At 65.8% G+C, this 14,261-nt stretch carries 12 protein-coding genes; 9 read left to right on the forward strand and 3 right to left on the reverse strand.

Annotated features, from left to right (window positions below):
- The first annotated feature begins 13 nt into the window (after positions 1-13).
- Both C8J30_RS09545 and C8J30_RS09550 read left to right on the forward strand, forming a co-directional pair.
- Positions 14-904 carry a DMT family transporter gene (locus C8J30_RS09545; protein ID WP_245909752.1) on the forward strand — a complete coding sequence of 297 codons (891 nt, stop codon included), beginning with the start codon at positions 14-16 and terminating at the stop codon, positions 902-904.
- 5 nt (positions 905-909) lie between these two features.
- Positions 910-1,794, forward strand: coding sequence for a lysophospholipid acyltransferase family protein (locus C8J30_RS09550; RefSeq protein ID WP_110805741.1), 885 nt, complete (start codon positions 910-912; stop codon positions 1,792-1,794).
- A 10-nt stretch (positions 1,795-1,804) separates the two neighbouring features.
- On the opposite strand, the gene C8J30_RS09555 is transcribed toward C8J30_RS09550, so the two are convergent.
- Positions 1,805-2,686: a DUF1223 domain-containing protein gene (locus tag C8J30_RS09555; RefSeq protein WP_110805742.1), complete on the reverse strand. Its 882-nt coding sequence runs from the start codon at positions 2,684-2,686 to the stop codon at positions 1,805-1,807.
- Positions 2,687-3,045: 359 nt separating this feature from the next.
- Here C8J30_RS09555 and acnA point away from each other — a divergent pair, with 359 nt between their 5' ends.
- The 4 genes from acnA to C8J30_RS09575 all read left to right on the forward strand — a co-directional run bounded on the left by acnA (position 3,046) and on the right by C8J30_RS09575 (position 8,047).
- Positions 3,046-5,754: an aconitate hydratase AcnA gene (gene acnA / locus C8J30_RS09560; RefSeq protein ID WP_110805623.1), complete on the forward strand. Its 2,709-nt coding sequence runs from the start codon at positions 3,046-3,048 to the stop codon at positions 5,752-5,754.
- 172 nt (positions 5,755-5,926) lie between these two features.
- The gene (locus C8J30_RS09565; RefSeq protein ID WP_281269376.1) at positions 5,927-6,946 is read left to right on the forward strand and encodes a methyl-accepting chemotaxis protein; all 1,020 of its coding nucleotides are present in this window, start codon (positions 5,927-5,929) and stop codon (positions 6,944-6,946) included.
- A 140-nt stretch (positions 6,947-7,086) separates the two neighbouring features.
- Positions 7,087-7,659: a CAP domain-containing protein gene (locus C8J30_RS09570; RefSeq protein WP_245909753.1), complete on the forward strand. Its 573-nt coding sequence runs from the start codon at positions 7,087-7,089 to the stop codon at positions 7,657-7,659.
- Between the two features lie 73 nt (positions 7,660-7,732).
- Entirely contained in the window at positions 7,733-8,047 is a 315-nt protein-coding gene (locus tag C8J30_RS09575; RefSeq protein WP_110805625.1) for a TM2 domain-containing protein, read from the forward strand.
- Here the strand turns inward: C8J30_RS09575 and mprF are convergent, their stop codons facing one another.
- Both mprF and C8J30_RS09585 read right to left on the reverse strand, forming a co-directional pair.
- Positions 8,048-10,654: a bifunctional lysylphosphatidylglycerol flippase/synthetase MprF gene (gene mprF / locus C8J30_RS09580; protein WP_110805626.1), complete on the reverse strand. Its 2,607-nt coding sequence runs from the start codon at positions 10,652-10,654 to the stop codon at positions 8,048-8,050.
- A gap of 280 nt (positions 10,655-10,934) precedes the next feature.
- Positions 10,935-11,339 (reverse strand): DUF6314 family protein, encoded by a 405-nt coding sequence (locus C8J30_RS09585; protein WP_110805627.1) that lies wholly within the window; start codon positions 11,337-11,339, stop codon positions 10,935-10,937.
- Positions 11,340-11,420: 81 nt separating this feature from the next.
- Here C8J30_RS09585 and purB point away from each other — a divergent pair, with 81 nt between their 5' ends.
- The 3 genes from purB to C8J30_RS09600 all read left to right on the forward strand — a co-directional run bounded on the left by purB (position 11,421) and on the right by C8J30_RS09600 (position 14,184).
- Positions 11,421-12,725: an adenylosuccinate lyase gene (gene purB / locus C8J30_RS09590; RefSeq protein ID WP_110805628.1), complete on the forward strand. Its 1,305-nt coding sequence runs from the start codon at positions 11,421-11,423 to the stop codon at positions 12,723-12,725.
- 168 nt (positions 12,726-12,893) lie between these two features.
- Positions 12,894-13,940: a flagellar motor switch protein FliG gene (locus tag C8J30_RS09595; protein WP_394341928.1), complete on the forward strand. Its 1,047-nt coding sequence runs from the start codon at positions 12,894-12,896 to the stop codon at positions 13,938-13,940.
- 100 nt (positions 13,941-14,040) lie between these two features.
- Positions 14,041-14,184 carry a glyceraldehyde-3-phosphate dehydrogenase gene (locus C8J30_RS09600; protein WP_110805630.1) on the forward strand — a complete coding sequence of 48 codons (144 nt, stop codon included), beginning with the start codon at positions 14,041-14,043 and terminating at the stop codon, positions 14,182-14,184.
- The last annotated feature ends 77 nt before the right edge of the window (positions 14,185-14,261 follow it).

Consider the following 14,261-nt stretch of genomic DNA (forward strand, 5'->3'; position numbering starts at 1 on the left):
AACGGCCCCCTCCTTGGTTCAGACGACCCCGGAGGCGCAGGCCACCGGGCGTGGCATCGGGTTTTTCCTGATCGCGCTGATGCTGTTTGGGCTGATGGATGTGGCGGCAAAGAAACTGGCGCAGGACTATCCGCCCGCGATGGTGATCTGGGCGCGGTTCGCGGTCAATCTGGCGCTGGTTTCGGTGCTGTATCGCGGCCGCGTCGTGGCGCTGGTGCGCTCGCGCCAGCCGGGGCTGCAATTCCTGCGCGGCTGCTTCCAGATGGGCACCGTTGCGCTGTTCTTTCTGGCGATCCGTTACGTCGGGCTGGCCGATGCGGCGGCGCTTGGGGCGCTCTCGCCGGTTCTGATCACCCTTGGCGCGGCGCTGTTTCTGGGCGAGCGGCTGGGCGCGGGGCGGATCATCGGCATCGTCGTGGCTTTCGTGGGCGCGCTGATCGTGCTGCGCCCGGGCGCGGGCGTGATGCATCCGGCGGCCATCCTCGCTCTGCTCGCCTGTTTCACCTATGCGGGCGGCGCGTTGTTGACCCGCGTGGTGCGGTTTGACTCCACCGCCACCTCGATCCTGTGGTCGGCGATGGTCGGCACCGGACTTTCGTCGCTTTTGCTGCCGTTCTTCTGGCAGGAAGTGGCGCCGATCGACCTGCCGCTGTTTCTGGCCGTGGGCGCGCTTGGCGCGACGGGGCAAGCGGCGATCATCGTCGCCTTTCGCAAGGCCGAGGCCGGAACGATCGCACCTTTCGGCTACGCCGATCTGATCTTTTCCAGCCTCTGGGGCTGGGCGTTCTTCGCACAACTTCCTGATCGCTATACGGTTCTGGGGGCGGTTGTGATCGCGGCAGCCGGTGTCTATGTCTGGTCGCGCGAACGGGCCGAGGCCCGGCGCGCTGGCAGCAACGAGTGACCGAGATGGCTGAGACCGACCGTTTTCCTGCGCCCTCGCTGACAGACCGGCTGACCGCCGGCACCTTCACGGCGCTGATGGCAGGGCTGCGCCTGCTGCCCTACGGCTCGCGCGTGGAGCTGTCGGGGCGGTTCTTCAGCCGCGTGGTGGCGCCCCTTGCGGGGTGGCGGCGCCGGATCCGGGACAATCTCGCCCTTGTCCTGCCCGATCTGCCCGAGGCCGAGGTCGAGCGGCTGGTACGCGCCGTGCCCGACAATATCGGCCGGACGCTGGCCGAGATCTTCTCGGGGCCGGAATTCGTCGCGCGCTGCCGGGATCTGCCGCTGCAGGGGCCGGGGGCAGCGCTGCTCGAACAGCTGCACGCCGAGGGCAAGGGCGCGGTTCTGGTGACCGGGCATTTCGGCAATTACGACGCCGTGCGTGGCGGTCTGTCGGGGCGGGGCTACAACATCGGCGGGCTCTACCGGCCGATGCGGAACCGCGATTTCAACACCCGCTACGTCGACGCGATCGAGGGGGTGGCGAAACCGCTCTTTGCGCGCTCCAAGCGCGGCATGACCCAGATGATGCGCTTCGTGCGCGAGGGCGGGATGATCGGGCTGGCCATCGACCAATATCTGGGCGCGGGCACGGATCTGACCTTTTTCGGCCGCACCGCGCGCACCGCGCTTTCGGCGGCGGACATCGCGCTGCGCTATGAGGTGCCGCTGCTGCCGATCTTTGCCACCCGTCAGCCGGACGGGCTGAGCTTCGCGATCGAGGTGGAAGAGCCGATCCCGCAGGGCACGCCCGAAGCGATGTGTCAGGCGTTCAACGACCGGCTGGAGGCGCGGGTGCGCGCCCATCCCGAGCAATGGTTCTGGATTCACCGGCGCTGGAAAAACCGCTAGGCGGCGCGCCTCAGCGCAGCCAGCCCGCGGCGACGATCGGACCGGGCAGCGGCACGGTCTTGCCGGGCAGCGCGGTCTGCACGATCACCGCCGCCGGTTCCTCGCCCTCGATCTTCGCATTCAGACGCACCGGGGCCTTGCCGTCCCATTCGGCGACCGCGTGCCACGCCGTCACCACATTGGCGAAATCGAGCACCTGACCGGCGTTTTCGCCGCGCAGGATCTCGACCCGGGCTTGCGGCACGTAACGCACGATCTGCACCACGGTGCCCTGCTTGAGCGGGCGTGGCGCAGAAAGGTCGATCGCATATTGGCCGGGCTCGGCGCCACGGCTGACGATCATCGCCACTGTCGGCGGCGCGGCGGCCGCGGCGGCGATGGTCGCATCCAGTTCCGGATCGGCGGGCGAGACCAGCGACTGCGTGCCCGCCACGATCACCTGCGGCGTGTAAAGCGTGCGCAGATGCGCGGCGCGGGCATAGGCCTTTTGCCGCGCGGTAAAGGCGGGCTGGGCGAAGGGATCTTCCCAGCCAAGGTAATCCCAGTAATCGACATGCAGCGAGAGCGCGAGCACATCGGGGCGCGCCGCGACCTTGGCCAGCGCCGCATCGGCGGGCGGACAGGCGGAACAGCCCTGCGAGGTGAAAAGCTCCACCACCACCGGCGAGGGTGCAGGCGGGGCCGAGGGCGCGATCAGCGTGTTCGCCTGCGGTTTGCCCACCGCCTTTTGCCCGATCGCGCGTTCGAGTGCCCGGTTCAGACTTTCGACCAAAGACGCGCCGGGAAGCGAACCGGGCGCGGGCGACACGCTTTCGCTGTCGGCCAGACGCAGATCCGCATCGGCCGGCGAAGACACCGGACCAGCCGCGAAGGTGGCACCTCCGCTGACCATGCCCCCGTCAATCATGCCCCCGCCAAAGGAATCAGACGGGCCCGCCTGCGCCCATGCAACCACGGGAGCAACGGCAAGAAGGCCCGACAGGATCATCCCTTCGATCGCGGCGCTAAAGGTCGCGCGTGCCATGATGCCTCGCTGTAAACTCAGCCCTCCTCCTAAACCGAGGCGGCAAGCAGAGCCAATCAAGGTTTTGCGATGTGCCTAAAGGTTGCATTGCGACGCCCCGCCGCGGCCTTTGGACCGAAATCGGTGTGCAATGGTATACAATTTTTGCGATCCCCCCCTTGAACGACTCCGCCGCATCGGGCAAACACGCGGTAACGCATTCTTTCAGCCATGGGAGGCCCACCCAGATGACCGTCGTCACCGGCAAGGATACCGCCAAGACCCGCCGCCAGCTCACTGTCGGCGCGCAAAGCTACGGCTATTACTCGATCCCGGCGGCGCAGGCCGCGGGGCTTGGTGATTTCTCCAAGCTGCCCGCCTCGCTCAAGGTGGTGCTGGAAAACCTGCTGCGCTTTGAAGACGGCGGCTTCTCGGTCTCGGTCGAGGACATCAAGGCCTTCGGCGACTGGGCGAAACTCGGCGGCAAGAACCCGCGCGAAATCGCTTACCGCCCGGCCCGCGTGCTGATGCAGGATTTCACCGGCGTTCCGGCGGTCGTTGACCTGGCCGCGATGCGCGACGGCATCAAGGCGCTTGGCGGCGATGCGAAAAGGATCAACCCGCTGGTTCCGGTCGATCTGGTCATCGACCACTCGGTGATGATCGACGAATTCGGCTCGCCGCGCGCGTTCCAACGCAACGTCGAGCTGGAATACGAGCGCAACATGGAGCGCTACCAGTTCCTGAAATGGGGTCAGGGCGCGTTCGAGAACTTCCGCGTCGTGCCGCCCGGCACCGGCATCTGCCATCAGGTGAACGTCGAATACCTCGCCCAGACCGTCTGGACCGACACCGATCAGAACGGCGATCTGGTCGCCTACCCCGATACGCTTGTGGGCACCGACAGCCACACCACGATGGTGAACGGCATGGCCGTGCTGGGCTGGGGCGTTGGCGGGATCGAGGCCGAGGCCGCGATGCTGGGCCAGCCCGTTTCGATGCTGATCCCGGAAGTCGTCGGCTTCAAGCTGACCGGCGCGCTGCGTGAAGGCTGCACCGGCACCGACCTCGTGCTCAAGGTCGTGCAGATGCTGCGCAAACACGGCGTCGTCGGCAAATTCGTCGAATTCTGGGGCGAAGGCCTCGACAAGCTGCCGCTGGCGCAGCGTTCGACCATCGCCAACATGGCCCCGGAATATGGCGCCACCTGTGGCTTCTTCCCGATCGACGATGAAACCCTGCGCTACCTGCGCCAGACCGGCCGCACCGAAGAGCGCATCGCACTGGTCGAAGCCTATGCCAAGGAAAACGGTTTCTGGCGCGGCGCGGATTACGCTCCGATCTATTCCTCGACGCTCGAACTCGACATGTCGACCATCGTTCCGGCGATCTCGGGCCCGAAACGGCCGCAGGATTACCTGCCGCTGACCGATGCGAAATCCTCCTTCGCCAAGGTCGTCGCCGATTACCGCACCGCCAAAGGCGCGGCCGATACTGCGGTGAAGACCGTCTCGGTCGATGGCAAGGATTACAAGGTCGGCGACGGCTCGGTGGTGATCGCCTCGATCACGTCTTGCACCAACACCTCAAACCCCTATGTGCTGATCGGTGCGGGCCTCGTGGCTCGCAAGGCCCGCGCGCTGGGGCTGAAGGCGAAACCCTGGGTCAAGACCTCGCTCGCCCCCGGGTCGCAAGTCGTTGAAGAATATCTGAAAGCCGCGAACCTGCAGGACGATCTTGACGCCATGGGCTTCAACATCGTCGGCTTTGGCTGCACCACCTGCATCGGCAACTCGGGGCCCTTGGGCACGCCGGAAATCTCGAAAGCCATCAACGAGAATGACCTCGTCGCCGCCGCCGTCCTCTCGGGCAACCGCAACTTCGAAGGCCGGATCTCGCCCGATGTGCGCGCGAACTTCCTTGCCTCGCCGCCGCTCGTCGTGGCTTACGCGATCGCGGGCGACATGAACATCGACCTGACGACCGAAGCCATTGCGACGACGCCCGAGGGCAAGCCGGTGTTCCTGAAAGACATCTGGCCGACCGATGCGGAAATCGCCGAACTGGTCGAGAAATGCGTCACCCGCGAAGCCTTCATCGCGAAATACGCCGATGTGTTCAAAGGCGATGCGAACTGGCAGGGCGTGAAGACCACCACCGGCGAGACCTATGACTGGCCGGCGCAGTCGACCTACATCCAGAACCCGCCCTATTTCCGCGGCATGGCCAAGGAACCGGGCGTGATCTCGAACGTCGTCGGCGCGCATGTGCTGGCGGTTCTGGGCGACATGATCACCACCGACCACATCAGCCCGGCGGGCTCGTTCAAACCCTCGACGCCCGCAGGCAAATACCTGACCGAGCGCGGCGTCGAGGCGAAGGACTTCAACAGCTACGGCTCGCGCCGCGGCAACCATGAAGTGATGATGCGCGGCACCTTCGCCAACATCCGCATCAAGAACGAGATGCTCGACGGCGTCGAAGGCGGCTACACCAAGGGGCCGGACGGGGCGCAAACCTCGATCTACGACGCCTCGATGGAATATCAGGCGGCGCATATCCCGCTGGTGATCTTCGGCGGCATCGAATACGGCGCGGGCTCCAGCCGCGACTGGGCGGCCAAGGGCACCAACCTTCTGGGCGTCAAGGCCGTGGTCGCCGAAAGCTTCGAGCGCATCCACCGCTCGAACCTGATCGGCATGGGCGTCATTCCCTTCGAGTTCACCGACGGGCAGAACCGCAAGTCGCTTGGCCTGACCGGCGACGAGGTCGTGACGATCGAAGGCCTTGAAGGCGACATCAAGCCGCTCTCGCTCGTGCCCTGCACGATCCTGCGCAAGGACGGCACGCTGACCAAGATCATGATCAAGAGCCGGATCGATACCGAGGTCGAGATCGAATACCTCAAGAACGGCGGCGTGCTGCATTACGTGCTGCGCAATCTGGCGAAGGCCTGATTTTCAAACCGCCCGTTTTGCGGGCAAGATGATGCGAAAGGCGGCCCTTCGGCCGCCTTTTTGCGTTCTGCGGCGCTTTGGCAAACCCCGTTCAGAGGGTCGTAAGGAGTCATCCGGGATCAAGATCGCGACGCCTCTCTGCGACGCAACTTTTTTCCTTTCGAGTATCCGGATGACCGCTGCACCGACCCTTGCTTCCATCGCCTCCGAGACCCGGGATGCCTCCGAAATCACCGGGATCACCGTCGATCGGATCGCGCAAATCACCAAGCAGATGAACGTGTTGGGCCTGAACGCCCGGATCGAGGCGGCGCGGGTCGGTCAGCAGGGCGCGGGCTTCGCGCTGGTGGCCGAGGAGGTGCGCAAGGTTTCGGGGCAGATCGGCGAGATTGCGAACCAGCTTGGCGAGACGCTGAAGGCGCGGCTCTCGGGGCTCGAACAGATGGTCTCGGACCTCTCGATCGCGGCGACCGGCACGCGGCTTGTCGATTGCGCCTTCACCGCCGTCGATCTGATCGACCGCAATCTTTACGAGCGCTCCTGCGACGTGCGCTGGTGGGCGACCGATGCCGATCTGGTCACCGCCGCGCAACATCAGGACCGCGACACGCTGCGCCGCGCGGGGCAGCGGCTGGGCGTGATCCTGGATGCCTATACGGTCTATTCGGACATCTGGCTGGTCGGGCTCGACGGCCGCGTTCTGGCGAACGGACGGCCGGGCCGTTTTCCGGTGACGGGGGCGCAAGTCTCTGGAGCGGCGTGGTTTTCCGATGCGATGGCAGTGCGGGACGGGGATGGCTTCGTCGCGGGCGATGTCGAGATCTCGGCGCATCTGGGTGGCAAGGCGACGATGGCCTGGGCGACGCCGGTGCGGACGGGCGGGGCGCGGAACGGTCAGGTCATCGGCCTTCTGGTGACGCAGTTCGACTGGGCGCCGCAGGCCGAGGCGGTGCTGAAAAGCCTGCGCTTTTGCGCCGAGGATGGCGAGATGCGCGGCTATCTGGTCGATGCGCGGGGCCGGGTTCTGGCGGCGCGCGGCCCCGGGGCGGAGCGTATCACTCAGGTTGCACTGCCCCCCGATCAGGCCAAGGGCTGGTGCGCCCGCGGCGCCGGGCTGATGGGCTTTCACCGCACCGAGGGCTTTGAGACCTGGCGCGGCAAGGGGTGGTTCGGGGTGGTCGAGCGGCTCTGAACCGCCTGTCCGGCGGTTTTCCGCCCCAAGCGGCGCGGCCATGTCGTTTGTATCGCATTCGCCTCTTCTTTTGACGAAAACCCGTTTTGGTCCACCCGCAGATTGGTTTACGTTCGTGCCGTTCCAGACTGGAGGTCACGATGCTGTCCCGCCCCGCCGCGCTTCTTGCCCTGCTGTGCCTTGGTGCCTGCGGTGCCGCCTCCACCCTGCCGCCGCAAGAGATCGTCTCCACCCCGGGGCCGCGCCTGCCCGGTCGGGTGGTCTGGACCGATGGACATGGCGATATTGCCGTCGCGGCCTCGGGCCGGGCCAGCTGCCCCGCGACCAGCGCCGCGATGGCCGCCGCGGGCTTGGCCGCGACGAATGCCGCGCGGGCGCAATCGGGTCTCGCTCCCCTGCGCGCGAACCCGGTGCTTGACCGCGTCGCCGCCGCCCATGCCTGCGAGATGGCCAGCCTTGGCACGATGACCCACCGCGGCACCAGCACCACCGGGCCGATGGCCCGCGCCCGCCAGATGGGCTATCGCCCGCAAACGATTGCCGAAAACATCGCCGCCGGTCGGTTTGAGCTGAACGGGACGCTGGCGCAATGGAATGCCTCGCCCAAGCACCGGGCGAACATCACCATCCCCTATCTGCAGGATTTCGGCATCGGCACCGCCACCGCGGCGGATGGCAAGACCACCTTCTGGACCGCCGTCTACGCCCGCTGAGCCCCGGCTCTGCCCGGGCCCTTGATTGCGCCCCCCCCTGCCCCCATATCTCGTCCATGTTACGGAGGTTAACATGAACGACACCCGGTCGCTTTACATCGAACAACGCGTGGCGAATGACAGCCGCTCGGCCCTTGTCGCCTATCTGCTGTGGTTCTTCCTCGGCTTTTTCGGCGTGCACCGCTTTTATCTGGGGCGCTGGGTCTCGGGCTTGCTGATGCTGCTTCTCTTCGGCATCGGCTCGGCGCTGACCATCGTTCTGGTGGGCTATCTGCCGCTCGCCTTCGTCGCGCTGTGGTGGGCGCTGGATGCGCTGCTGATCCCGGGCATGATCGCCTCGGACAATGCCTGGCTGCGGTTTCGGCTGATGCAGGGCTACGACGACTGATCAGCCGGACTTGCGCCGCAAGAGGCCGCCCCGACCGGCCGCGATGAGCCCAGCCACATCGGCCATCGCCGCCATCGGCGAGACGCCGACCGGTAGAGCAATATACCGCGGCCGCCATTCCGGCCCGAATTGCGCCTTGTAGGCGCGCAGGTCGTCGAAGCTGTGGAAGGCGCCGCCGTGGCGGAACATCAGCGGCCCGAAGCGATCCCACAGCCGCGCGGTGCGCCGGGTGCCCAGACCCGAGAGCGGCGCAAGGCCAAGGCTCAGCTCCGCCGCGCCAGCGGTCTTGTAGTGATCGATCAGCGCGAAGAACAGGAAGCCGATCAGCGCGGGCGCATCCTCGGGGCGGTAGCGCATCACGTCGATGGCGACGCGCTTGCCCGCCCCCGGTGCCAGCATCGCGGCAAAGGCCACCGGCTCGCCCCGACGCCGCAGCAGGGCCAAGGGGAAGCGGTTCAGATAGGCCGCGTCGAACCGCCCGACCGAGAAGCGTTTTTCGTGGCCGATCCGATGCTTGAGGAAGCTTTCCGAGATCGGTTTCAGCGCCGCGATCAGCTCGGGCGCATGCGGCGGGGACAGCACTTCGAAGCTCAGCCCCTCGCGCCGGGCCTGTTCGTAGGCGGTGCGCAGCCCTGCCAGACGGGTGCCCGACAGCGAAGCCTTGGTCAGGTTCACCACCGCCTCTTCGCCCATCTTGTGCGCGGCAAGGCCCATCTCGATCATGAAGGGGACGTGACGCTCGGAGAGTTCGTAGAACACCGGGCGGCACGAGGCCTGTTGCGCCGCCTCGACAAAGCCCCAGCCAAGGTCGTCGAAATAGCGCATGTCGCCCACCGGATCGCCCATGCAGACCCAGGACTTGCGGCGGCGCGAAAACATCAGGAAGGCGGTGCCGCTGTCGGCAAAGCGGAATTCCTTGTCGCCCGAGAGCGCCAGACAGGCCTGCGGGTCGGATTGGCTCGCGACGATTTCCGAGGCGAGCCGCAGCGCCTGCGCCATCGTCTGCGGGCGCTGTTTCGACGAGGGTTTGAGCGCGAGGAAGATGGTGAAGATCACCAGCACGGCCGAGCCGGTCACCCCCGCCCGCAGCGAGCGCGGCGCGCTGGCGTCTTGCGCGAAGTCGAACCAGAACATGTGCGAATAGGGTGTCGCGGCATGGATGAAGACGAAGAACAGCCCCACCGCCGCGATGACGATGGTGACAAGGCCGATCCAGGCCGGGCCAAGCACGCCTTCGGTGATCTTGGCTTGGCGGTAGAATTCGCGCCGGAACGGCCAGAGTGCAAGCGCCCCGAGCGCCAGCAGCGCCGCGCTTTCGGTGTCGAAGCTGCGCAGCATCACCGCGACGATGCCGCCGCCAAGCGTCAGCAGCGTCAGCCAGAAGGCGCCGTTCACCCGCCGGATGAGCCCATGCGACAGGATCACCAGAATGACCCCCATCACGGCGGACACGAGCGAGCCGCCCTCGAGCAGGATCAGCCCGACCAGATCATCGGGATCATGCAGCGGCGTCACCGTGGGCAGGATCGAGACCGCCATCAGGTAAGCGCCAAAGCCGAAGGCCCAGGCGCCCGAAAGCCACGGCACCATCCCGGCAATGGCCTTGAAGGCGGGCCGCATCGGCTCCGAGATGTCGCCAAAAAGCCTGCGCGCCCACCCCCCTGCGAGCCGCGCCTCGTTCAGCGACACGATCACGAAGGCAAGGCCGAAGGGCAGCAGGTAATAGGTCATGCGGAACATCAAAAGCGCCGCGGCGACCTCGCCCACCGCGGTGCCCTTCGGCATGGCGGCGATGACGACGGTTTCAAAGACGCCGACGCCGCCCGGAACGTGCGTGATCACACCGATCATCGTGGCGGTGGCGTAGATCGCAAGGAAGGTGACGAAATCGGGCGCGCCGGGGGGCAGCAGGACGTAAAGCGTCAGCGCCGCCATTGAACTGTCGAAAAGCGCGATCACCATCTGCCCGGTCAGGATGCGCGGGCGCGGCATGGCGATCTCGAACCGGCCGACGCGCAGCACGCGGCCCGAGATGCCAAGCGCGTAAAGCAGGCCGAGCGTGCCAAGGCCCCCGGTCAGCGCCAGCGCGCGGACGGTGGTTTCCGAAAGCGGCAAGAGGCCGGTCAGCGCCGAAGGGTGCAGCGCCAGTGCGAAGACGCCGACGAGCGACAGCCCCGTGCCCATGGCGAGCGCGATATAGGAGGCGAGCGCCGCCACCTCGAAAGCGTTCAGCCCGAAGGCGGAATAGATCCGGTAGCGCACGGCGCCGCCCGACAGGACCGAAATTCCGATCGTATTGCCAAAGGCATAGCCAAGGAACCCGCCCAAGGCGACGACGCGCAGAGGCAGTTTCTTTTCCAGATATTGCAGCGCCCAGAAGTCGTAACCGATCAGCGCGCCATAACCGAGCGCGGTGGCGCCAAGGGCTATCGCCAGCGTTTCATTTGGCGTCGCGCGCATCTGCGCGATGACATCGGCGAAATTGACGGGTTTGAGCAGATGATGAAGCGCAAAAAGCCCCAGCCCTAGGAGCGAAAAGCCGATGATCAGCGGCCCCAGATGACGCAGCCGCCCCGGGCCCGGCCCCGTGGCCTCACGCTTCGTCATGGCGCCTCCCCCGCATTCCGTCTCCTGCCTATTCTGTCCCTGATTTGCAGGTTTTAAGGCGGGTTACAAGCTTTGCAACGCGGGATTTCGCGCCTGCGCGCGTGCAAGGCCCAGATCGCGGCAAAATCGGCTCGCGACAAAATCGGCTCACGGCAAAATCGGCGCCGCGCCACCTCCCCCCGGAGGTTTGATCCCGAAGCCGGAGAAGACGCAAACCCCGTCAGCTTCGGGCCGGAGGACTCCGGGGGGACTTCGCCGGGCGGCAAAGGAGGGTTGCCCCTCAGGCGCGAGAGTAGCGCGAGATCATTACGTAATCCTTGCGCGGCCCGGTGACCCGCCATTCCGACGACCAGTCCGGCCAGTGCGAAAAGTCATAGGTGACGCGGTAATCATCGGGGTCGCACCAATGCGCGGCGGCGGGCGCCGCCGGGGTGAAGCGGTGAAAGTCGCGGCCGTCGTCAAACCGCACGACGATCTGATCGCCCTCCGCCGACCACAGGTAATCGCGTTCGGCCTGCATCGCCGTCTCGCCGTCCAGCACCAGTTGCCCCGCCTCGTGATAGCGCAGCCCGGCGCCCTCAGGGGTGAAGACCGCCTGCCCGGTGAAGCGGCCTTCGGGCCCGTCTGCCTGCGTGATGGTGCGCGAAAGCGCCCAGACACCGGTGAAATCGTTCAATTGCGGCATCCTGACCCGCCCTTTGCCTTGCCCCAAACAGGGTCTCAGTCTATGCACCCCGCAACCCCGTCACAAGCAAGAGGCCTGCCCATGATCCCGCGCTATGCCCGCAAAGAGATGGTCGACATCTGGGAACCCGCCACCAAGTTCAAGATCTGGTACGAGATCGAGGCCCATGCCTGCGACGCTCAGGCCGCGCTTGGCGTGATCCCGAAGGCCAATGCCGAGGCGGTCTGGCGCGCCAAGGATGTCGAATTCGACGTCGCCCGCATCGACGAGATCGAAGCGGTGACGAAGCATGACGTGATCGCGTTCCTCACGCATCTGGCCGAGCATATCGGCTCGGACGATGCGCGCTTTGTCCATCAGGGCATGACCTCGTCGGACGTGCTTGATACCACGCTGAACATCCAGCTGGTGCGGGCTTGCGACATTCTGCTGAAGGACATGGACCGCGTGCTGGCGGCGCTGAAGAAGCGCGCCTATGAGCACAAGGACACGGTCCGCATCGGGCGCTCGCACGGCATCCACGCCGAGCCCACCACGATGGGCCTGACCTTCGCGCGCTTCTACGCCGAGATGGACCGCAACCGCGCCCGTCTCGTCAATGCGCGCGCCGAAGTCGCCACCGGCGCGATCTCGGGCGCGGTCGGCACCTTCGCCAACATCGATCCGCGGGTCGAGGAACATGTTTGCGCCGCGCTCGGCCTGATCCCGGAACCGATCTCGACGCAGGTCATTCCGCGCGACCGCCATGCGATGTTCTTTGCGACGCTGGGCGTGATCGCCTCGTCGATCGAGAACTGCGCGATTGAAATCCGCCACATGCAGCGCACCGAAGTTCTTGAAGCGGAGGAGTTTTTCTCGAAGGGCCAGAAAGGCTCCTCGGCGATGCCGCACAAGCGCAACCCGGTACTGACCGAGAACCTGACCGGTCTGGCCCGCCTTGTGCGGATGTGCGTCGTGCCGGCGATGGAGAACGTGGCGCTCTGGCATGAGCGCGACATCTCGCACAGCTCGGTCGAGCGCGGGATCGGCCCGGATGCGACGATCACGCTTGATTTCGCGCTGAACCGGCTGGCGGGCGTGATCGAGAACCTCGTGATCTACCCGGACAACATGCTCAAGAACATGAACAAGTTCAAAGGTCTGGTGATGAGCCAGCGGGTGCTTTTGGCGCTGACGCAGGCCGGTGTGTCGCGCGAAGACAGCTATCGTCTGGTGCAAAGGAACGCGATGAAGGTCTGGGAACAGGGCGCCGATTTCAAGACCGAGCTTCTGGCCGACCCGGAAGTGACCGCCGCGCTGTCCCCCGCCGAGATCGAGGAAAAATTCGATCTCGGCTATCACACCAAGCACGTCGACACGATTTTTGCCCGCGTCTTTGGCGCGTAAGCGCCGAGGCGCAACACCGAAAAGCTGCGTTTTCGGCGCCTGAGAAACGGCGTGGAAGATATTGACCCGGGCAGGTTTTTTGCGCCTGCCCGGGTCCTGATAACCGCGGTTTAACCGCTGCATGCGACAGTCTCCGAAAAGATACGGACGGAGAGTTGCGTGAACGCCATCACCCCCAGATCGCCGCTTGGGCAACTGGCCAGACCGGGGCACTCCCGGCCGGTGCTCTCCCGTCGGCAAAAGGCGGCCATCATCGTGCGCCTGCTCTCTGCCGAGGGGCAGAAGTTGCCCTTGATGGAGCTTTCCGACGATCAGCAGACCCAGCTGGCCGAATCGATCGCGCAGATGCGGCTGATCGACCGCGAAACCCTGCATGAGGTGGTGGAGGAATTCTGCGCCGAGCTGGAAGCGGTCGGCCTTGCCTTCCCGGGCGGGCTGGATGGCGCGCTGAAACTGCTCGACGGGCAGCTGTCGGCCTCGGCCGCGACGCGGATCCGGCGCATGGCCTCGGGGACCTCGCGGGCCGATCCGTGGGAAAGGGTCACCGGCCTTTCGGCCGACCTGCTGCTGCCGGTGCTGATGGAAGAAAGCATCGAGGTGGGGGCGGTGATGCTCTCGAAACTCTCGGTGTCGAAATCGGCGGAGCTTCTGGGCAAGATGCCCTCGGACCGCGCCCGGCGTCTGACCTATGCCGTCTCGCTGACCGGCAATGTCGCGCCCGAAACCGTGCAGCGTATCGGGGCAGCGCTTGCCGATCAGCTCGATGCCGCTCCGGTCAAGGCCTTCGATACCGGCCCGGTCGAACGCGTTGGCGCGATCCTCAACTTCTCGCCCGCCGTCACCCGCGATTCCGTGCTCAAGGGCCTCGAGGAGGACGACAAGGAATTCGCCGAACAGGTGCGCAAGGCGATCTTCACCTTCACCAACATCTACGCGCGCATCGAACCGCGCGACATCCCGAAGATCCTGCGGGCCGTCGATCAGACCCGGCTCATCCTGGCCCTTGCCGGGTCCAAGGGCGACAATGCGAAATCGGCCGAATTCATCCTCGCGAACATGTCGCAACGGATGGCGCAGAACCTGCGCGACGAGATGAAGAACCTTGGCAAGGTCAAGGAAAAGGACGTCGAAGAGGCGATGAACGAGATCGTCACCGCGATCCGCGACCTCGAATCGCGCGGCGAGATCTTCCTCGTCGCCGAAGAGACCGAGTGACCCTTTCTGGCGCCCGGCCGGGCTTCACCCCGGCCGTGGCCTCGTCTATTCTGGCCGCCACGGCGGGGCATGACCGGCCGCCTGCGGCTGAGGGCAGAGCATGACCAATACCATCGCGATCCGGCTGGCCCTGCTTGTCCTTCTCGCCGTCCTGATCGACGCGGTTTTCCGGCACGGCGACGGCCTCCTGTTCCTCGCCCGCAAGACCTTCCTGCTGATCGACTGGATCGCCTTCTGGCGTTAGCGCTTGCGCGAGCGCGAACAGCGTCGCCGGGGCCCTCGCCGCGGTCGAAATTGTGTCGGAATTGGTTTCTTCTGTTG

Origin of the sequence: Rhodobacter viridis (assembly GCF_003217355.1) — a bacterium.
Taxonomy (GTDB): Bacteria; Pseudomonadota; Alphaproteobacteria; order Rhodobacterales; family Rhodobacteraceae; genus Rhodobacter; species Rhodobacter viridis.